Below are 20,746 nucleotides of genomic sequence, written 5' to 3'. Positions count from 1 at the left end.
CGTCTTTCGCAGCCCCGCCGCTGCAGAAAGACAAAAGCAGATTCCCTTCGGGAACGACAAACAAGAACGGCAACAATAAGAAAAGCAAGAGCAACGACGAGGTCAGATTTGCCGCACGTTTTATTGCAGTCACTAGAGCGCGTGGAACGGGTGATCGCCCGTTGCCGCGAGCTTGCCAGCATCACCGACGTGGCGGGCGAGACCACGCGCACCTACCTCTCGCCCGCCACGCGCGACGCCCATGCGCTGGTGCTCGGCTGGATGCGCGAGGCCGGCCTGTCGACTCAGGTGGACGCCGTGGGCAACCTGCGCGGTTTGCGGGCCGGGCTTTCGCCACAGGCGCCCAGGCTGCTCATCGGCTCGCACATCGACACGGTCGTCAACGCCGGCGCCTTCGACGGCATCCTCGGCGTGGTCCTGGCGCTGGAGCTGATCGAGGATCTCGCCGATACGCCGCTTCCCTATGCGATCGAGCTGCTCGCGTTCTCCGAGGAAGAGGGCGTCCGCTTTCGCAAGCCATTTCTCGGCAGTCTGGCCGTGGTCGGCGAACTCACCCCGGAGGATCTCGCTCTGCCGGACGCTCACGGCACGACGATGGAGCAGGCCATCGCGCACTTCGGGCTGGACCCGGCCGAGTATGCCGCAGCGCGGCTCGCGCCCGAGAGCTTCGCCTACCTCGAAATTCACATCGAGCAGGGCCCTGTGCTTGAGAGCGAGGACCGGCCCATCGCCGCCGTCCACGCCATCGTCGGCCAGACGCGCATGAGCCTGCGCTTCACCGGGCAGGCCAACCACGCGGGCACCACGCCGATGCATCTGCGGCACGACGCGCTGGCCGCCGCCGCGGAGTGGATCGTCGCGGTCGAAAAGCTCGGGCAGGCCACGCCCGGCCTCGTCGCGACGGTCGGCAGCGCGGAGCCGAAGCCCGGTCTCGGCAACGTCATCGCCAGCGAGGTGCTGGCGACGCTCGACATCCGCCACGCCGACGACGACATCCGCCATGCCGCCGTCGCGAAGGCCGTCGCCGCCGCGCAGTCCGCCGCGGATGCACGCGGCGTCACGCTCTCCACCAGCACCTCCATCGACCAGACCGCGGTGCCGATGGCGCCGCATCTGCTTGCCCTGATGGAGGCGGCAGCAAAGGCCAGCGGCTATGACGGCACGCCCCTCACCAGCGGCGCGGGTCACGACGCGGTGATTCTGGCGCGGCGCGTTCCGGCCATCATGCTCTTTCTGCGCAGCCCCGGCGGCCTGAGCCATCACCCCGGCGAGGCCGTCCTGATCGACGACGTCGAGGCCGCGCTGACGACCGCGATGGAGTTCCTGCGCCGTTTGCGCGATGATGTTCTCTCCGGCTCCGCACAGGCCGGACGGGAGGCACATGCATAACCCCATGCATTCTTTAGGACTGACCCGCAGCGCCAATCGCCGCGATCACCTGCTGCAGACGCCGGACACCTTCGTGCGCGCGCCGCTGCCGGGCATGACCGGCGGCGTGGCCATCGTCCACACCGCGCCGGTGGCGGGCGCGGGCTTCACGCAGTACACAGCGGAGCTCGAACCCGGCGGCGCGCTCGGCCCCACAACGGTCCAGCGCTTTCTGTATGTGACGAAGGGCGAGGTCGTCCTGTCCACCTGGACCGAAAAGGCCGCGCTCAAGCCCGGCGGCTACGCCTACATCCCCGCCGGTCAGGCGCACAGCGTCATCGCCTCCGAGGCCTCATCGGTCGTGGTGATCGAAAAGCCCTACACGCCGCTGGCCGGGGTCGACGCGCCCGCGCTCTGCGTTGGCAGCGAGGCGAAGATTGCGACCACCCCGCTGGGCGGCGACCCGGACCTGCAGGTCGGCACGCTGCTGCCCGCCACCCCGGCCTTCGACTTCGCGGTCAACACCATGACCTACAACCCCGGCGCGGCGCTCAGCATGGTCGAGATCCACGTCATGGAGCATGGCCTGCTGATGCTCGAAGGCGGCGGCATCTACCGGCTGGGCGACCAGTGGTACCCGGTCACGGCAGGCGACTTCATCTGGATGGCCCCGTACTGCCCGCAGTGGTTCGGCGCGCTCGGCAAGACTCCCGCCAAGTACCTCATTTATAAGGATTGGAACCGGCATCCGCTGAGTTGAGCAGTCAAGAGCCAAGCGTACCTCAGCGGCTGAAGCCGCACGACGATCAAGCGATATCGGCACGGCTGAAGCCGTGCCCTTAACAAGGCCGAAGTCTTCGGCGGTTGGAGAGACTCAGGAGCGGCTGTGAGCCAGAAGATTCAGATCGACCAAAACCGCCTTTTCGCCGAGCTGACGAAGCTGTCCAGCTTCACCCACGTCGAGCCCTCGCCCGACGGCACGGCCGTCACCCGCGTCGTCTTCACGCCGGACGACCTCGAAGCGCGCGCCTGGCTGCGCGGCATCGCGGAGGCCGAGGGCTTTACCGTGCGGGTCGATCCCGTCGGCAATACCTTCTTCCGCATGGAAGGCACGGACCCGAGCCTGCCCGCCGTCGCGACCGGCTCGCACGCCGACGCCATTCCCCACGCCGGCATGTACGACGGCACGGTCGGGGTGATCGGCGGCCTCGAAGCGATGCGCGCGCTCAAGCAGGCCGGCATCCGGCCGAAGCGGGCCATCGAGACGATTCTTTTCACCTCCGAGGAGCCGACGCGCTTCGGCATCGGTTGCCTGGGGAGCCGGCTGATGTCCGGCACGCTGTCGCCCGAGAAAGCCGACGCGCTGAAGGACGCCGACGACCGCACGCTGGCCGAGGTCCGCACCGCGGCTGGATTCGCCGGCGATCTGGCGGATGTGAAGCTCGCTCCCGGCCACTACTCGGCGTTTGTCGAGCTGCACATCGAGCAGGGTCCGCTGCTCGAACGGGCAGGCGAGCAGATCGGCATCGTGACGAGCATCGCCGCACCGGCGAGCTATCGCTTTCAGATTCAAGGGCTTGGCGGTCATGCGGGAGCGCTGCTGATGCCCGATCGCCGGGATGCGCTCTGCGCCGCCTCCGAGCTGATCCTTTCGATCGAGCGCCACGCGCTGACCATCGGGACCATCGACTCGGTCGCTACGGTCGGAACCTGCGACGTCTATCCCGGCGCGGTGAACAGCGTGCCCAGCCGCGTGGCGCTGATGCTCGACATCCGCGATACCGACCCGGCGCGGCGCGATGCGATCATGGCTGCCGTGCGCGCCGATATCATGGAGATTCAGACGAAGCGCGGCGTCGCGATCTCGGAGTCGCTGGTGAATGCGGACGCTCCTGCGACATCCTCCGCCGCGATCGTCGATGCGCTCGAAGCGATCTGCCTGCGAGAGGGTATGCTGTACAGAAAGATGGTCAGCCGCGCGTATCACGACACGCTGTTCATGGCGTCGGTGGCGCCGGTTTCGATGATCTTTATCCCCTGCCGTGGCGGTGTGAGCCACCGGCCGGACGAGTTCTCCACAGCGGAGGATATCGCGCGCGGAACTCTGTTGTTAGCCGAGGTCCTTGCTAAAGTAGGATCAGACTAGTTACCCCATGCCTATCCAGTCCATCAATCCCGCAAGCGGTACGGTACTACGGACCTTCGAGCCATTGACCGACGAGGCCGCGCGCCTGAAAATCGGCACAGCCTTCGAAGCCTTTCGCCAATATCAGGAGATTCCGCTGGAGCATCGCGCGCTTTGGATGCGCAAGCTGGCCGGAATTCTGGAGGACGAGGTCGACGAGCTGGCGACGCTGCTGACGACCGAGATGGGCAAGCCCATCCACGCGGCGCGGCAGGAGGTGCTGAAGTGCGCCTCCGTCTGCCGGTACTACGCGGCGAACGCGGCGCGCATCCTCGAGGACGAGCCGATCGAGACCGAGACCGGCAACAGTTACGTCCGGTGGGATCCGCTGGGCGTGGTGCTGGCGGTGATGCCGTGGAACTTCCCCTTCTGGCAGGTCTTCCGCTTCGCCGCTCCGGCGTTGATGGCGGGCAACGTCGCGCTGCTGAAGCATGCGTCCAACGTGCCGCAGTGCGCGCTGACGCTCGAATCGCTGATTCGCCGGGCGGGCTTTCCGCGCGGCACCTTCCAGACGATGCTGATCGAATCGCGCCAGGTGGAGGTAGTTCTGGCGGACGAGCGCGTCGCGGCGGTCACCGTCACGGGCTCCGAGACGGCGGGCCGCGCGGTCGCGGCACAGGCTGGCTGGCTGGTGAAGAAGTCCGTGCTGGAGCTGGGCGGATCGGATCCATTCATCGTGATGCCGTCGGCGGACCTCGACCTCGCGATTGAGACGGCCGTGAAGGCGCGCTGCGTGAACAACGGCCAATCCTGCATCGCGGCCAAGCGATTCATCGTGGCGGACGAGATCTACGAAGAGTTCGAGACGCGCTTCGTCGCGGGCATGGAGGCCATGCGCGTCGGCGACCCGATGAAGGAAGACACCGACATCGGACCGCTGGCGACGAAGCGTCTGGTCGACGAGTTGGAGAAGCAGGTGCAGGGTGCGACGCTGGCCGGAGCGCGGATTCTCTGCGGCGGCGAGCGCATGCTGGGCGAGGGCAACTTCTTCGAGCCCACGGTGCTGACCGGCCTGCCGCGCACGGCGTCGGTCTATCGCGACGAGATCTTCGGACCGGTGGCGCTGCTCTTCCGCGCGCACACGCTCGAAGAGGCCATCGAGATCGCGAACGATACGCCGTTCGGTCTGGCGGCTTCGGTGTGGACGAGCGTTCCGGCGGAGCAGACGAAGCTGATCGCCGAGCTGCAGTGCGGCGCGGTCTTCGTGAACGCGATGGTCGCGAGCGATCCGCGACTGCCCTTCGGCGGCATCAAGAAGTCCGGATATGGACGCGAGTTGAGCGCGGCCGGCATGCGCGAGTTCCTGAACGCGAAGACGGTCGTCATCTCCGAGCCGGTGCGGCAGACCGTCATTCCATTCGAGGCGGTTCTGGAAGAGGCGGTCGGCGACGGCGGCGAATCAAGCGGAACAGAGCGGGAAGCGGAAGTGAGCTGACACCGGCGTTCGTCATCCTGAGCGGAGCGAAGGACCCCTGTATTGGCTTTTGCATTTCTTCTGGACACCAGAAGATGCAAAGACGGAATACAGGGGTTCTTCACTGCGTTCAGAATGACGAGAGGTTTTGGCGGGTCCGCATCGGTCAAACAGAAAACGCCTCCGAGGCTCGCTCGGAGGCGTTTCCGTTTGCTGCGTGAGGTCAGAAGTTGAAGCTGGCCTGCAGGGTGATGCGGCGTTCCGCCGAGTTGCTGGTGTAGGGGTTGCCCGCGAGCTGCGTCGACTGGCCGAACTGCGCGGAGCCAAGCGTCGCGTTGGGGACCGAGGGGTCGTTGTTGTTGAACAGGTTCTGAACCTGCGCAGCGAAGGTCAGGTTGTAGCGCTTGCCGGTGTTGACGCCACCGCCGCCGCCCATCGGACCGCCGCCGCCACGTCCGCCGCCACCGGGACCACCGGGGCCGCCTGGGCCACCGGGACCGCCACCGCCACGCCGTCCGCCGCCACCGTTGTCGCCGCCACCACCGCCGCCGGGGGCAGGAGCGCGGTCTGGACCGAAGCCGATGGTCTTGGCCGCGCGGATGTTGAAGGTGAAGAGCGCGGGGCCGGTGCAATAGTTGATCGGAATGCGAGCGGCCGTCGAGCCTGCGACGGGAGTGGCGAAGCTCCCGCAGCCTGCGATGGTGTTATAGCCAGCCGTGCCCAGCGGAATGGTGTTTGCCGCGGCGAAGACGGGCCGGTCGTTGAAGACCGAGTCGCCGTTCACGTCGGTCGAGGTGGTGACGTTGAAGGGCGTGCCCGACTGCCCGACGATGAAGGGGCTGAGCGAGATGCGGTAAGGCAGGGTCACGTTGCCGCCGACGAAGATGCGGTTGCGGACGTCGAAGACTGCGCGGCCGTAGTCGGCGCCGATGTTGCCGGGCTGCGTCGGGAAGGAGGTGATGCCGCCCGTATCCGCCTTGGCGAAGTTCAGCACGTAGTAGCCGAAGATCGAAAACCGTGACGTGCGGAAGTTCAGGTTGGTGATGAGCTGGTTCTGGCGGAAGACGCCTTCGGACTGGTACTGGTAGGCGACCGCGCGGGTGGTGATCTGGTTGGTGCCGGACGTTCCAACCTGCTGGGTCAGGAACTCGTGCGTTCCGCGCGAGTTGATGTAGTTGACCGAGACCGTCGCGCCCTTGAAGAGCTGGCGATCGACGCCGACCTGCGCCTGCTGCAGATACGGCGTCCGCAGGCTCGAGTTCGGCACGTAGGTGATGAGCTTGCTCGCGCCGGCGGTTCCCGTGCAGAGGTTGGTCGCGCCCGGCGCGCAGCCGGCGGCGGGGTTCTGGATCAGCGTCTGGAGCTGGTTGACTCCGTTGTTCTGGATCGTCGTGATGACGTTGCCGATCTGGTAGCGGTCGTAGAAGAAGCCGTAACCGCCACGCAGCACGGTCTTCGAGTTCTTGCCGATACCGTAGGCGAAGGAGGTGCGCGGTGCGAAGTCGTGATGATCGCCCAGGTTGTTCTGCGTCTCGTAGCGGAAGCCGTAGCTTACGGTCAGGTTCGGGCGCGGCTTCCAGTCGGTCTCGGCGTAGAGACCGAGGTCGGCCAGCGTCGTCTCCGTGCCGTGGACGTTATCCGTAATGCTGTACTGGGTGGGCGTGTTGTTCTGGTAGTTCGCCAGGCTGGAGTAGGTGAACGAGCTGTTGGCGCCGGCGGTGGTGGTCACGGATTCGCGATCCGCGCGCAGACGTCCGCCGAACCGGATGAAGTTGTGCGCCAGGTTGATCGAGGTGTAGTTCTGCACCTCAAGCCGCGCCTGACGCGTGATGCCGGAGCCGGTCGCGGCGCCGCCAGCGGTGAATGAACCCTGCACCTGCAGGGTGGGCGTGCTGTTCTGCGCGTACTGCGAGTCGACGTTGCGGGCCAGCTCCAGGCGGGTCTCGTTGATGACGCGCGCGCTGTAGATCTGGGTGTCGCTGACCTGCAGCTCGTACTCGGAGCTCTTGGTGTTGTAACCGGCTTCGGGCAGGGTCGTGGCGCCGACGCCGCTGTTGGTGTGGTTGTTCTCGTATCCCTGGAAGCGAACGGTGAGGGTGTTCTTGTCGCCCAGCGCGAAGTCCAGGCGGGGCGTGAAGTCGTAGCGAAGCTGCGGCAGCGGGTTGGCGGCCGTGAACGGTGTGCTGACGCATCCCACGACGCCTGGCTGGCAGTAGGTCGAGCCGCCCGGCAGCTCCAGAATCGTCGCGCTGATGATCTCGTTGTCCTGAATGGACCGGTACGAGCCGGCCAGTGTGTAGGACGAGGTCTTGCTGAGGGGTCCGGTCAGGCTGCCCTGCGTGAAGATCGTGTGGTACGGCGGCGCCGCCGGCGTGGTGCTGCCCACCGGCACCGGCGCGGAGCCCGAGTTGAAGGAGTTGTCGTTCCCGTTGATCTGCGCGGAGCCGTGCAGCTTATCCGTGCCGGGCTTGGTGAAGACCTCGACGCGACCGAAGCCGGGCTTGTCGTACTGGGCCGAGAACGGGTTCTGATTGACACGAATCTCGCGGATGGACGACTTCGGCGGAAGCTGGCCGCCGGTGAAGCCATCGATGTAGATCTGGCCGCCGTTCGGTCCGGCGGCGGGTCCGGCCAGCGCGGTCAACTCGCTCGAAAGCTCGTCCGGGTCATCCGAAAGCGCGTCAAGATCCTTGCCCGTGATGACCGTGGCGCTGGCGTTCGAATCCTGATCGACCGAGACGGTCGGCCCGTCAGCGGTGACTTGCACGACCTGCTGCTGATCCTGAATCGCGAGCTTCGCGTCGATCTTCAACGCCTGGCCGGCGGCGATCTTGATGCCCTGCCGGACGTAGGTGGCGAAGCCGTTCATCGTGACGGTCAGGCTGTAGGTTCCGGCCGGAATACCGTTCAGCGTGTAGCTGCCGTCGCTGCCCGAAGGCACGGTGTAGGCCTTGCCCGAGGCAGGCGTCAAGGTGACGGTCGCGCCGGGGATGACGGCGTTGTCGGGGTCGGCGACCTGTCCCTTCACGGTGGCGCTGCCGGTGGCGGCAGTTGGCGCCGCCGGCGCCGTCGCGACCTGGGCAAGCGCCGGCGTAAGGCTAAGGGTGGAGAGGACCAGAGCGTGCTTCAAAGACAATCGAAAAGACATAGTGCTCCTGAAACGGGTTCGTATGGGCAGAGCTTCGGTGGGGTCCGGCCGGGTTTGCCGGGACGGACCCTGTGCGAGTCGAGGGAATCTGGCAAAACTTGTTATTGAGCTCCGCCGCCGCCCTCGGGGGCGCCGGTGGTCCACGGGGAAAGCGTCATCGGGGCCTCGCCAGAAGGTGTCGCGGCAAGCAGGTTTTCGACGCCCGAAAGCAGGGTGATCGCGGTCAGCGAGTCGTCGGTCTGCGAGGCGACGATCATGACCGCCTGACCGGTTTTGAAATCGGTGAGCGGAACCGCCGGAAGCCGGGCGACGCGCTGCGAGAGATCGCCGCCGCGTCCGCCGCCACCGCCCGGTCCACCCGCGCCCGGTCCGCCAGCACCCGCCGCGCGGGGTGCGCCCGCGCCGGGGGTCATCGCGGCGCCTGCTCCCGGACCACCAGCGCCGGCGCGCATACCGCCGCCCGCGGGCAGAGCCTTCAACTGGGAGTTCGCCGTGACCATCACGACAACCGTCTTCTTGGTCGCGATGTCCTTCAGGGTCACGCTGCCGGCGGTGGGGTCGACCGCGCTCAGGATACCCGAGAGGTTGCGGAAGGAGCCGGTGACGATCTCCTCGGCGGTGATCGTGGAGCCGTCGTCCGACGCCGCGCCGCGCACGCGCATCTGGTCGCCGGTGTGGATCTGGGCGAGGCTGCTGGGTTGTGCGTCCTCAAACTTGACCGAGCCGCCCGCATAGCGGCGGAAGATCGTCGTGGGCGTAGTCTGGACCTGCGTCTTCTTCGTGCCGGCCGATACGGTCAGGACGGGGCCGTTCACAGCGGTGACGATGCCGCCGGAGCCGCGCTTCTGCCAGTCGGCGGCCTCGGCCGCACGCTTCTGCGCGATGTCGTCGGACTTCATCAGGATGACGCGCGAGGCGGTGAACCCGGCCGTATCGCCGGGCTTGCCGGTGACGAGCACGCGGTCGCCCACGGCGATGCCGTCGAGCGTGATGACCTTAGCCGACTTGAGATCAGTGCTGCCGGCGGCGATCTGCAGAACGCGCGCGCCCGGAGCCACGGCGACGACGACATCGTCGCCCTTGTCCGGCGTCAGGGTGAGGGTGGCGCCGGAGATCGCCTTGACCGTGCCGCGCTGAGAGACCGAGGCCGCGGGAGCGGCGGGCGTCTGCGCAAAGACAGGCGCCGCGACCACTGCGCCGCCAAGCGACAACACACCGACCGCGAAGCTGGCGCGCAGCGTAACCGCGCGAAGACCGAGTTTGAAGCTGCTCAACATGTTCAACATCCTTGTCCACATTCAAATAGCGGCGGGCATCGAGGCGGCGACATGGCCTGCCCATTCCCAATCCTGCGACCAAGCTGGTCATTCCAAAAGGACAACGCCGGAGATCCGCTCTTTAGAGATACGCTCCAGTGTCGCAAAAGTTTCTCATCCCCGGCGCCAATTTCAATAGCTGCCATAGTAAAAGGCCGTACCTGAGTTCTTGATGAAGAACCCGGGCACGGCCTTTGCGGGGAAACGATTTTCTAAACGACTCAGGACAAACAGTCCGACTAGTCCGACTCGCCGGAGAGAAGCACAAAGGCGTTGGCTGGCACATGCACCTTGTCGCCCTCAAGCTCCACGCCCTCCTTCGACGCGAGCAGAAGGCGCAACCCAGCGGGATTGTCGAACTCCGCTGCGTCGCCCAGGTTGCAGATGGAGCGGGTGAGGCCGCGGTCCATCACCAGCCAGCGCTTGTCCTCGTCGAAGGTTACCTTTACGTGCCCGGTGTCGCCGTCGTTCAGGCTGTTGGAGGCGCGGCGCGCGTGGATCAGCTTCGTGTACCAGTCGAGCATCGCGGCGTGCGCGCCCTCGCAGACCTCCTCCCACTTCAGGCGCGAGTTCGTAAAGGTGCTGGGCGCCTCGGGGTCGGGGATCTGGTTGTCGTCCCAGCCGAAGGCGGCGAACTCCTTCTTGCGGCCGGCGGAGACGAGCTTCGCCATCTCCGGGTCGTCGTGGTCGGCGAAGTAGAGGAAGGGCGTGGACGCCGCATACTCCTCGCCCATGAAGATCATGGGGATGAACGGCGCGGTCATGACGACGCCCGCCGCGACCATCGCGCGGTCCAGGCCGACGATCTGCTCCAGACGGTCGCCGGTGGCGCGATTGCCGACCTGGTCGTGGTTCTGGATGAAGCCGATGAAGTGGTGCGCGGAGAGTCCATCGATCGGACGGCCATGCGTGCGGTCGCGGTAGATCGAAAACATGCCGTCGTAGACGAACATGTTCTTGAGCGACTTGGCGAGACACTCGAAGGCGCCGAAGTCGTCGTAGTAGCCCTTGCCGCCCTCTTCGACGTGCAGCAGGGTGAAGAGCGAGTGGTGGAAGTCGTCGCTCCACTGCGCGTCCATGCCGTAGCCGCCGGCCTCGCGCGGGCGCACGACCTTGGGGTCGTTCAGGTCGCTTTCGGCGATGAGGACCAGGCGGCGTCCGACGGTGGCGGACATGACGTCGACCTCGGCGGACATCTGCTCCATGAAATTTACCGCCGACCGGTCCATGAACTCGTGGACGGCGTCCAGCCGCAGGCCGTCGACGTGGAAGTCGCGCAGCCACATCAGCGCGTTGTCGCAGAAGAAGCGGCGCACCTCGTCCGAGCCCTTGTCCTCGAAGTTCATCGCGTCGCCCCACGGGGTGTGGTGCTTGTCGGTGATGTAGGGTCCGTACTTGCCGGTGTAATTGCCGACCGGGCCGAAGTGGTTATAGACCACGTCGAGGATGACGGCGAGGCCGTGGATGTGGCAGGCGTTGACGAAGCGCTTCAGGCCGTCGGGACCGCCGTAGCACTCCTGCACGGCGAAGAGCGCGACGCCGTCATAGCCCCAGCCGCGGTCGCCCGCGAAGGCCGCGACGGGCATGATCTCCAGGTGCGTGACGCCGAGCTTACGCAGGTAGCCGAGCTTTTCGATCGCTGCGTCGAAGGTGCCGTCGACGGTGAAGGTGCCGATGTGCATCTCGTAGATGACGGCGCCGGTGAGCGGCGGGCCCTGCCAGGTATCGTCGGTCCAGCCGAAGGCCTTGCGGTCGTAGACGCAGGACGGCCCATGCACGCCCTGCAACTGGCGCAGGCTGCGTGGGTCGGGATACGGGTGAGGGTCGTCGTCGACGAGGTAGGCGTACTCCGTACCGGCGCGCGCATCTTCGATCGTGGCTCGCCAATAGCCTTTGGAGTCCGGGCCGGTCATGGGGTGCGTCGTCTCGCCGATGCGCAGCTGGATCTTGTCGACGCTCGGCGCCCAGATGGAAAACTCATGCATGTGGATCTCTCCTCGGTAAGTCTGCTCTCTTGTTGTCATTCCCGAAGGGAATCTGCTTCTGTCGTTGTTTTTGCTTCTCTTGTTTGTCATCCTCGAAGAGGATCTGCTTTTCGGCTTCCACCCTGAGCAAAGCCGCATGACAGGAGAGCATACCCCAGGGGCTAAAGCCCCTTCGTTGCTACTCCCCGATGCCAAGGCTGAAGCCTTGGCCTACCTAGAAGCAAGAGCGACCAATACCTCACGATGTACCTACGCGCACCATGCAAAACCATCTAGCCTTCGCGCACCAGCAGCGCCACCGGGAACTGGTGCAGCAACTCTTCGACCCGCATCGGTCCGCCCGCGATGCGAGCGCCCGTAAGCGCGTTCTTCCACTCGCCTGCCGGGATCGTCAACCTGGTGTCCTCCCAGGCGCCTCCAAGGGCTACCGACCAGCGCGGTACGACGGTCAGCACCGCATCCCCGCGCAGATAGGCCACCGCGTGATCCGCCTTTGAACCTGTAACAGCTACAGGCACATAAGCGGCGTCGGCCCCAAACCGCTCCGGATGCTGTCGGCGCAGGCAGAGCACATGGTGGATCGTCCAGAGCTTCGGCAGACCTTCGTCCATGCGTTCGAGCACCTGTGCGGCGGACATGTTCTTCATCTCCGCGAGCAGCCGGCAGCGCAGGTCGTAGTCCACCGGGCGGCGGTTGTCCGGGTCGACCAGGCTCAGGTCCCACAGCTCCGAGCCCTGGTAGAGATCGGGCACGCCCGGCGCCGTGTACTTCACCAGCGTCTGCGCGAGCGAGTTCACGCGGCCCGCATGCAGGATGCGGTTGACGAACGTCTCCAGCTCCGCGAGGAACGGCGGATGAGCGAGCGAGCCTTCGATGAAGCGGTTCATCGCGTCCTCGAAGTCCTTGTTGTTCGCCACCCACGAGGTCTGCAGCTTGGCCTCGCGCATCGCCTTCAGCATGTAGGCCTTCGCACGATCCACCGGCAGCGGCCATGCGCCGATCAGCGTCTGGTAGAAGAAGTACTCGGTATTCAAGTCGGGCATCGGGCCGGTGCGGAACTCGTCGTTCAGGCCCGACCAGCTTTGAATGGCGGCCTCGAACTCCGCGGGGATCTCGCTGAGCACGGCAAGCCTTGCACGCACGTCGTCGCTGCGCTTGGTGTCGTGGGTGGAGAGCGTCGTCATGGTGGCGGGGCGCGTCTGCTGCATCCTCCCCTGGTAGGCGTGGAAGGCGTCGACGGTCGTGCCGTCCGAGCCGGGGTCGCCGCCGACCTCGGACATCGCGGAGAGGCGGTTGAAGCAGTAGAAAGCCGTGTCCTCGACACCTTTGGCCATGACCGGGCTGGTGAACTGCTGGAAGCGCAGGACGAACTCCGCCTCCAGCCTTCCGGTCGAGCGCAGGGCGATCACGTCCGCGAGGAAGTCGAAGAGGCCGCCATCGATATCCTGCCGATGCGCCTTGGCGCAGTCGCGCGCCTCTTCGAGATACTTCACGTCCTCGGTGGTGATCTCCTGCCGCGAGGGCACGACATAGGTGCGATAGATGGTGAAGCAGGCGGCGAGCTCGCGGATGGCGCGGCGAATCTCCGCGCGGGTGTAGTCGCGCTGGTTGATGTTGGTCTCGCAGATCTGCACGAAGAGCGAGGTGAGGCGGTTGACGTCGGACCCCAGCGCCTCCTGCGCGACGGCGATCTTTTTGTCGTGCGCGATGGGCGGGAAGACGGTGGGCTGGCCGGTAAAGGTCGCGTAGACCTGGGTCAACGCGGCGAGTCCATCGGGTTTGACCAGCAGGTTCAGGGCGACGTTCAGGAAGTCATATCCACTGGTGCCTTCGATGGGCCAGGAGTCGCGCAGGAACTCGTCCGGTTCGAGTATCTTTTCGCCGATGATCCATGCGTCGGGCGCGTGTTTGCGCAGGCGCTGGAAGTATTCGAGCGGATCCCGCAGGCCGTCGGGGTGGTCGATGCGTACGCCGTCGAGGATGCCCTGCTTGAGCCAGTCGAGTATGAGCGCGTGGGTCTCCTCGAAGACGTGCTCGCGCTCCATGCGCAGGCCGACCAGCGTGTTCACGTCGAAGAACCGGCGATAGCCGAGCTGCTGGTCCGCCGCCTTCCAGTACGCAAGACGGAAGTTCTGCTGGTTCAGAAAGTCGTCGAGCGCCATGACGTTTTTGTTCATCTCGGCCAGCGCGCGGTCGATGCACTCGCAGACGGCGGGCTCCTCCGCGCAGAGCCGCTTCAGCAGATCGTAGAGGACGTTCTTGTCGCGATGCCGCGCGAGCGCCGTGCGGTGGTCCGCGCCCTCGGCCGCGGGCAGGCGTCCGAACGAGGCCGAGAGGAAGCTGAGCGTGTCGGACTTCGCATAGTCGGTCGCCCTGGTCAGAAACGTCGGCAGCGACGTGGGCGAGACCGGCAGCGACTGACCGGCGGCCTCCACCTGGAAGCGCGAGCCGGAACGAACGACCTTGATGCCGCCCTGTTCGAGCACGCGGCCGTACTGGTCGGCGAGCACGGGCACCAGCACCTTGTCGCGCAGCCGCTCTTCCTGGGGCTGCCAGTCGATGTCGAAGAACGAGGCGTAGCGGCTGGAGGCGCCGTTTTCGAGCACGTCCCACCAGTACTGGTTCTGCTCGCCCAGCGACATGTGGTTGGGCACGATGTCGAGCACCTGCCCGAGCTTCAGTTGCGCCAGCCGCTGGCAGAAACGCTCATGAGCGGGCTTGCCGCCCAGCTCTTCGTTGACCTTGCGGTGGTCGACGACGTCGTAGCCGTGCGTGCTGCCAGGCGCGGCCTGCAGGTAGGGCGAACAGTAGACGTGCGAGACGCCAAGCTCCCGCAGGTAGTCCGCGATGCGCGCGGCGTCGTCGAAGGTGAAGTCCTTGTGGAGCTGCAGTCTATAGGTAGACCTCGGCGTCTTGGTGGAAACGTGGTTCGTCATCGGAATCGGCGCCCTTCGTTCGGAATCGAGCCTGAAAGCGCTGCCAGGCTGCTAAAAAGAAGTTCCGTACAGATCCCGGACACGGTCTTGCGCCATGTCTCGGCACGTCGTCTCGCACAGGTTCGCGAGCGCGGATACATATCCCCGTACACGTGAGATGCAGATTTCGGCCGAAGAATTTCCTCCGAGTGCGTACGGAAATCTTTGCCGACGGAAAGGAGAAGCAGGTCCTTCGGCTCCGCTCAGGATGACAGGCTTGTCCGCTCAGGATGACAGGCTTGATTGGTGAAATGAAGGCCGGCTGGGCAGCGCTACTACTGTTGCCTGTCATCCTGAGCGCAGCGAAGGACCCGCGTCTTGTCTGGGTGGCAAAACATTTACCTCGCCGGCGTATAGGGCTCCGGCTTCCACGCACCCGACATCGCAAACGCCGCATGCACGAGCGCGATGTGCGACAGCGCCTGCGGAAAGTTGCCGAGCATGCGCTTCGCCTTGGGGTCGTACTCCTCGCTCAGCAGGCCGACGTCGTTCGACAGCTCGACCAGCCGCTCGAAGAGCTTGTTCGCGTCGTCCTGGCGGCCGGTCAACCAGAGATTCGTGACCAGCCAGAAGCTGCAGGCGAGGAAGACACCCTCGCCCGGCGGCAAGCCGTCGGAGGACTTGCGCGTGTTGTACCGCATCACGAAGCCGTCCTGCATCAGGTTCTTCTCGATCGCGGCGATGGTGCCGAGGATGCGCGGGTCGTCCGGCGGCAGGAAGCCGACGAGCACGATGCGCAGCAAGGATGCGTCCAGCTCCTTCGAGCCGTAGTACTGGGTGAAGCTGTTGAGCTTCTTGTTGAAGCCCTTGTCGCAGATCTGCCGGTGCAGCATGTCGCGATTCTTGCGCCAGCGTTTGATGTCGCCGCCGCCGTCGTACTGCTCGTAGTGCTTGATGGCGCGGTCGAGCGCGACCCAGGCCATGACCTTCGAGTGGGTGAAGTGCTTGCGTCCGCCGCGCGTCTCCCAGATGCCCTCGTCCGGCTCGACCCAGACCTTGCAGAGGTGGTCGATCAACTGGGCCTGCAGGGCGCTGGCCGAGACTTTGATGTCGCCATCGGCCTCGGGCGTGCGCGAGAGCGCGGCGGCGACCTCGCCGAAGACGTCGAGTTGAAACTGGTTCGCCGCGCCGTTGCCGATGTTGACCGGCGTTGAATTCTCGTATCCCGGCAGCCAGTCCGCGACCCACTCGGTCAGCTCGCGCTCGCCGCAGATGCCGTAGATGGACTGCAACTGACCGGGCGCGCCGGCGATGGCGCGCAGCAGCCAGCGGCGCCAGGCCTCGGCCTCTTCGCGGTAGCCGGCCTGCAGCAGCACCAGCAGCGTGAACGAGGTGTCGCGCAGCCAGCAATAGCGGTAGTCCCAGTTGCGCTGGCCGCCGATCTTTTCCGGTAGAGACGTGGTGACCGCTGCAACGACGCCGCCCGATGGCCGGTAGGTCATCGCCTTCAGCACCATCAGCGAGCGCTTGACGACGGCGGCGTGCGGCCCCTCGTAGGTGTTGCGGCTGGTCCACTCCTCCCAGAAGCCGCGCGTATCCTTCAGGGCCTGGCGGACGTCGATCTTCTTCGGCAGCTCGACCTTGTCGTTGCCCGTCTTGTTCGAGTGCGAGGGGCTCATGGAGCTGGAGTAGGTCAGGGTGAACTCAACCCGCTCGCCCTGCTTCACGGTAAACTCCGCGACGGTCGACATGCCCTCGCCCTTCAGCGGGACGTCCGTACGCAGCGTGACCATGTCCCCGCCCGCGATGGCGTGCAGTCCGCCATTTTCGTGCGTCACCCAGGGGATCGTCCGGCCGTAGTCGAAGCGGATGGCGAGCTCCATCCGCATCTTCACCTTGCCGCTCACGCCTTCGACGATGCGGACCACATCCGAATACTTGCCGCGCGGGGGCATGAAGTCCGTGACCGAGACCTTGCCGCCGGAGGTCTCGAAGGTCGTCACGACGATCATCGTATCCGGTTCGTAGACACGGCTGGCCTTCGCCTTCGCGTTCTCGGGCGCCAGCTTCCAGTAGCCGTGATCGGCCGTGCCCAACAGCGCGGCAAAGCAGGCGGGCGACGAAAAGCTGGGCCAGCAGAGCCAGTCGATCGAACCGGTGCGCGAGACCAGCGCGGCGGTCTCGCAGTCGCCGATGACGGCGTAGTCCTCAATCGGGCCTGCGTGCAGAGGGCCTTTGCCTCGGGTAGACTTTTCGGGCACCGGGTACATCCTTCCTTCAACCTGAATTCGCGTTGCGAGAGTAACCTTGGTGTGGTCATTCCGCATCTGTACGTTGGATGCCGGAAATCTGCCTGTGTGCGATTTGCCAGTTTGCCCGGATGAACAAACTTCAGTCTTCGCAACATTTATAACGAGCTTTCAGAGATAGATATCAGGATAGGAACGACCCCATGAAGCCAGCCGTACCGAAGCCCGTCCAGGGACGCAGCCGCGTCGTCATCGAAGAGATCACCCCGCAGGTCGACGCCGGCCGGCACCCCGCACGGCGCGTGCTTGGCGACACCGTCACCGTCTCCGCCGCTATCTTCGCCGACGGTCACGACCACCTCGCCGCGCGGCTCTACTACCGCCACGGCGTCGAAGGCGAGTGGCAGTTTACGCCCATGCTGCCGACCAACAACGACCTCTGGTCGGCTAGTTTCGAGGCCGGCAAACTCGGCACGTGGCAGTTCTACATCCTCGGCTGGATCGACCACTTCGACACCTGGTGCAGCGACCTGCAGAAGCGTCTGGACGCGCAGCCGAACCCGGCGAGCCCAGCCGCCGGCTCGGTCCCGCAGGATATCCCGCTGGCCCTGCGGACCGGCGCCCTGCTGATCGACCGCGCCGCCGAACGCGCGAATGGCGACCACAGCAAGCAGTTAGACGAGGTCGCCAAATCGCTGCGCTGGATGGCGGAGAAGAACGTCGAGGTCTACGAGAATCCCATTACACAGCAGATTCTCGATCTCGTGACGAAGTATCCCGATCTGCAGTTCGCCACGCGCAGCGACAAGACCTCCGCCGGGGGCGAGCTGACCGTCTGGGTCGACCGCGTGCGCGCGCGCTTTTCGAGCTGGTACGAGCTCTTCCCGCGCTCGACCTCGCCCATCCCCGGCCAGCATGGCACGCTGAAGGACGTCGAGCGCCTGCTGCCGGAGATCGCGGCGATGGGCTTCGACATCCTTTATATGCCGCCGATTCATCCCATCGGCACGGCCTTCCGCAAGGGCAAGAACAACTCCACCACCGCGGCCGAAGGCGACCACGGCAGCCCGTGGGCGATCGGCGCGAAGGAGGGCGGGCACAAGGCGATCCATCCGCTGCTGGGTACGCTGGACGACTTCGACCGCCTGGTCGCGGCGGCCGAGGCGAACAAGCTGGAGCTGGCGCTCGACATCGCCTTCCAGTGCGCGCCCGATCACCCGTGGGTGAAGGAGCATCCGGACTGGTTCATCATCCGGCCCGACGGTTCGATCCAGTATGCGGAGAACCCGCCGAAGAAGTATCAGGACATCTACCCGCTGAACTTCGAGTCGCCCGACTGGCAGAACCTGTGGGACGAGCTCTACTCGGTCTTCGAGTTCTGGATTCTGCGCGGCGTGAAGGTCTTCCGCGTGGACAACCCGCACACCAAGGGTCTGCCCTTCTGGGAGTGGGTCATCACGGCGCTGCACGCGCGCTACCCCGAGGTGATCTTCCTGGCCGAGGCCTTCACCCGGCCGCACGTCATGTACTCGCTGGCCAAGGCGGGCTATACGCAGTCGTATACCTACTTCACCTGGCGGACGACCAAGGCGGATCTGCAGGCGTATCTCGAAGAGATCACGCGGCCGCCGGTGGCGGACTTCTTCCGGCCGAACTTCTGGCCCAACACGCCGGACATCCTGCACGCCTTCCTGCAGAACTACGGACGGCCGGCGTTCATGCAGCGCGTCATTCTGGCCGCGACGCTGACGGCGAACTACGGCATCTACGGTCCGGCGTACGAACTGGGCGAGAACGCGCCAGCCAAGCCCAGCCCGGGCAAGACCGAGTCCGAAGAGTATATGGACTCGGAGAAGTATGAGATTCGCCAGCGCGACACGAAGGCGCCGCACACGATCGCGCCGCTGGTCTCCGCGCTGAACCACATCCGCCGCGCTCACCCGGCGCTGCAGACGAATGCAACGCTTTACTTCCACCCGGTCGACAACCCGAACCTGCTCTGCTACTCGAAGTCCGCGCCGAATGGCGATGCGGGCGAGGACATCATCCTCGTCGCGGTGAACCTGGACCCGACGCAGGAGCAGGCCGGCTGGATCGACCTGGACCTGAAGCGGCTGGGGATTCCGTACGACCAGAACTTCGTCGTCGAAGACCTGCTGACCGGCGTGAGCTACACCTGGCACGACCGCAGCAACTTCGTCTCGCTGCGACCGGATGTGCAGCCGGCGCATGTGTTTCTGGTGGAGCGGCAGGGATGATGCGGGCCGACCAAGTCACCACACATGCCCGTCATCTCGACCGAAGCAGCGGACGGTTGTATCGTCCGCTGCGCAGCGGAGAGACCCCCGTATTCGCTCTTGCGGTTGTTTGTTCTTAGTTCGAATAACAGACAACGGCATGGGCAAATACGGGGGTTTCTCCACTTCGCTTCGCTCCGGTCGAAATGACGAAGTTTGCGGTTGCCCGTTGCGAGATTAGCCCGCAGGAGGCGGCACGACCGGAACGGGAGCCGGCGGCGCAGCCTGGATCGCCGCGATCTTCGCTGTCAGTGCATTGGAGATATCCGGCTCCGCCGCGAGCAGGGTCCGCAGACGCGGCGCCTGCGTGGGATCGATGACGCCCGTGTTCGTGTAGTTCAGAAACGCGGTTGCGAGTTCAGGCTGGGTCGACCGGTGCAGGATCTGTGCGACCTCCAGATCGTACATGGCGTCCTCGGCGCTGTTCGGCGGCGCGATGTTGAAGAGCGTGCGCCAGAAGCCGAAGGAGACGGAGTCCGGTTGCATGGGCTGCACCGTGCCGCCTGCCATGAGGGCCTGGATGCGTGCCGCAAGCGCGGAGTCCAGCATGGCGGGCACGTTGAGAATGCCGCGGCCGATGTGCTCCGTATCCGCGCCGGGGTTCTGGACGGATTCGAAGAGCGCCAGCCGGCAGGCCTCCACACGTTGCCAGTTCGCGGGATAGCTGGCGCCGTAAAGCTGTATCCAAAGCGCGCAGGCCGCGGCGACCTGCGGGGTGGAGGCCGAGGTGCCCCCGAAGTTCATGTAGAAGCCGTTCGTCGTACCCAGCACCATCTTCGCGATATTGGGCGTAAAGGACGCCACCGCCTTTTTCATGACGATGTCCGGCCCCCAGTTGCCCTGCATCTTGCCGATGCCGTGCGTCACGTAGGGAGTCTTATCGTAGGTCGCTCCGGTGACGGTAATCACCCGGCCGAAGGCGCTCGGATAGACGGTCGAATGCGTGGGTAAGGGGACCACGACGGAGACGTTGTCGCCCGAGGCGGCTACGACGACGATGCCCGCGTCGTAGCATGCGTTGACGGCGTCGGCCCAGGCGGCCGAGGGCACGCCGCCGTGGCTCAGCGTGACCACATCGCAGCGGTTGGCGGTGTCGTTTGCCGGCGCGATGGCCCAGTTCAACCCCTGCGCCACCGCCGCCGTATAGAAGTGGACCACCGACGGGCCGACGCGGACAGGGACCACCTCCGCGTCCGGCGCGCCGCCGAAGTCGCCGTTGTAGATCTGGCCGCCGTCCGCCAGGCTCACCGTGTTGCCGGCGAGAATGGCGATGGTCGCGGGTCCGTGGCCCGGATTGTCGAGCAGACCCGTGGTCGCGGGATCGATCGTGCTGCTGTTTCCTTCGTAGAAGTTCCAGCCCAGATCGGGCCGCAGATTCCTTGGCTTCGAGACATGCTGATCCGCGTATCCGGTGTCGAGATGGGCGATGCGGACGCCCTTACCGGTCGCCTGCGCCCGTACGTCGAGGAATCCGGTGAACCCGTCCTGCAGATGCCACGCCGGAGAGACGAAGGTGGCGGGCGGCCAGCTCGGGTCGGCCTCCTGGCTTGCCGGAACGGGCAATGGCGTGGCCGGAAGGTTGAGCAGATCCGGCTCCATGAACTCGGCGTAGCCTTGGGCCGATGCGGTCTGGTGAGCCAGATCCCACGGGTTCTGGTAGGCGGCGCCGGCAGCGGGGGTCGCCTGCAACCACTGATCGCCGATGGCGTTTGCGTCGAAGGCAGGCGCCGCAGGAAGGGGCGAAAGAGCGCGGGTCGTGAAGCGGTTGATCGTGAGGGCGTTCGGTCCGCCCATGACAGCGGCGAAGGAGCGATTGACGACCTTGACGAGAAGTTTTCCGCTGTGATGAAGCATGAGGGCACGACTCCG

General features: G+C 65.5%; 11 protein-coding genes. 5 read left to right on the top strand and 6 right to left on the bottom strand.

What is annotated here, in order from left to right; all coding sequences use genetic code 11:
• Nucleotides 1-141 precede the first annotated feature (141 nt).
• The 4 genes from CHB87_RS15320 (at nt 142) to CHB87_RS15305 (ending at nt 4,988) form a co-directional block, all read left to right on the top strand.
• Nucleotides 142-1,389, top strand: a complete 1,248-nt coding sequence (locus CHB87_RS15320; RefSeq protein ID WP_217897060.1) for an allantoate amidohydrolase — start codon at nt 142-144, stop codon at nt 1,387-1,389.
• The gene (gene allE, locus CHB87_RS15315; protein WP_245818025.1) at nt 1,382-2,128 is read left to right on the top strand and encodes a (S)-ureidoglycine aminohydrolase; all 747 of its coding nucleotides are present in this window, start codon (nt 1,382-1,384) and stop codon (nt 2,126-2,128) included. Before CHB87_RS15320 ends, allE begins: the two co-directional genes overlap by 8 nt.
• A 126-nt stretch (nt 2,129-2,254) precedes the next feature.
• On the top strand, nt 2,255-3,514 hold the full coding sequence (locus CHB87_RS15310) for a M20 family metallo-hydrolase (RefSeq protein WP_089409298.1): 1,260 nt from the start codon (nt 2,255-2,257) through the stop codon (nt 3,512-3,514).
• A gap of 7 nt (nt 3,515-3,521) precedes the next feature.
• On the top strand, nt 3,522-4,988 hold the full coding sequence (locus CHB87_RS15305; protein WP_089409297.1) for an NAD-dependent succinate-semialdehyde dehydrogenase: 1,467 nt from the start codon (nt 3,522-3,524) through the stop codon (nt 4,986-4,988).
• A 202-nt stretch (nt 4,989-5,190) separates the two neighbouring features.
• Here CHB87_RS15305 and CHB87_RS15300 read toward each other — a convergent pair whose 3' ends face one another.
• The 5 genes from CHB87_RS15300 to CHB87_RS15280 form a co-directional block, all read right to left on the bottom strand.
• Nucleotides 5,191-8,115 (bottom strand): TonB-dependent receptor, encoded by a 2,925-nt coding sequence (locus tag CHB87_RS15300; RefSeq protein ID WP_089409296.1) that lies wholly within the window; start codon nt 8,113-8,115, stop codon nt 5,191-5,193.
• 101 nt (nt 8,116-8,216) lie between these two features.
• Entirely contained in the window at nt 8,217-9,392 is a 1,176-nt protein-coding gene (locus tag CHB87_RS15295; protein ID WP_245818024.1) for a hypothetical protein, read from the bottom strand.
• A 278-nt stretch (nt 9,393-9,670) separates the two neighbouring features.
• Complete coding sequence (gene treZ, locus CHB87_RS15290; protein ID WP_089409295.1) at nt 9,671-11,416, bottom strand: malto-oligosyltrehalose trehalohydrolase; 1,746 nt, start codon at nt 11,414-11,416, stop codon at nt 9,671-9,673.
• A 272-nt stretch (nt 11,417-11,688) separates the two neighbouring features.
• Entirely contained in the window at nt 11,689-14,352 is a 2,664-nt protein-coding gene (treY, locus tag CHB87_RS15285) for a malto-oligosyltrehalose synthase (protein ID WP_089409294.1), read from the bottom strand.
• A 377-nt stretch (nt 14,353-14,729) separates the two neighbouring features.
• Complete coding sequence (locus CHB87_RS15280) at nt 14,730-16,592, bottom strand: glycoside hydrolase family 15 protein (protein WP_425432486.1); 1,863 nt, start codon at nt 16,590-16,592, stop codon at nt 14,730-14,732.
• A gap of 191 nt (nt 16,593-16,783) precedes the next feature.
• Here CHB87_RS15280 and CHB87_RS15275 point away from each other — a divergent pair, with 191 nt between their 5' ends.
• Nucleotides 16,784-18,838, top strand: a complete 2,055-nt coding sequence (locus CHB87_RS15275) for an alpha-1,4-glucan--maltose-1-phosphate maltosyltransferase (RefSeq protein WP_089409292.1) — start codon at nt 16,784-16,786, stop codon at nt 18,836-18,838.
• Between the two features lie 216 nt (nt 18,839-19,054).
• On the opposite strand, the gene CHB87_RS15270 is transcribed toward CHB87_RS15275, so the two are convergent.
• Entirely contained in the window at nt 19,055-20,731 is a 1,677-nt protein-coding gene (locus CHB87_RS15270) for a S8/S53 family peptidase (protein ID WP_089409291.1), read from the bottom strand.
• Nucleotides 20,732-20,746 lie beyond the last annotated feature (15 nt).

It is taken from the genome of Granulicella rosea, from assembly GCF_900188085.1.
Classification (GTDB): Bacteria; Acidobacteriota; Terriglobia; order Terriglobales; family Acidobacteriaceae; genus Edaphobacter; species Edaphobacter rosea.
The sequence above is the reverse complement of the archived record's forward strand: the minus strand, read 5'-3'. Positions and strand labels throughout refer to the sequence as shown.

Excerpts from the sequence above, each read along its gene's own strand:
- CHB87_RS15275 (WP_089409292.1), top strand. The coding sequence starts at position 16,784 with ATGAAGCCAGCCGTACCGAAGCCCGTCCAGGGACGCAGCCGCGTCGTC.
- treZ (WP_089409295.1), bottom strand. The coding sequence starts at position 11,416 with ATGCATGAGTTTTCCATCTGGGCGCCGAGCGTCGACAAGATCCAGCTG.
- CHB87_RS15300 (WP_089409296.1), bottom strand. The coding sequence starts at position 8,115 with ATGTCTTTTCGATTGTCTTTGAAGCACGCTCTGGTCCTCTCCACCCTT.
- CHB87_RS15295 (WP_245818024.1), bottom strand. The coding sequence starts at position 9,392 with ATGTTGAGCAGCTTCAAACTCGGTCTTCGCGCGGTTACGCTGCGCGCC.
- treY (WP_089409294.1), bottom strand. The coding sequence starts at position 14,352 with ATGACGAACCACGTTTCCACCAAGACGCCGAGGTCTACCTATAGACTG.
- CHB87_RS15270 (WP_089409291.1), bottom strand. The coding sequence starts at position 20,731 with ATGCTTCATCACAGCGGAAAACTTCTCGTCAAGGTCGTCAATCGCTCC.
- CHB87_RS15305 (WP_089409297.1), top strand. The coding sequence starts at position 3,522 with ATGCCTATCCAGTCCATCAATCCCGCAAGCGGTACGGTACTACGGACC.
- allE (WP_245818025.1), top strand. The coding sequence starts at position 1,382 with ATGCATAACCCCATGCATTCTTTAGGACTGACCCGCAGCGCCAATCGC.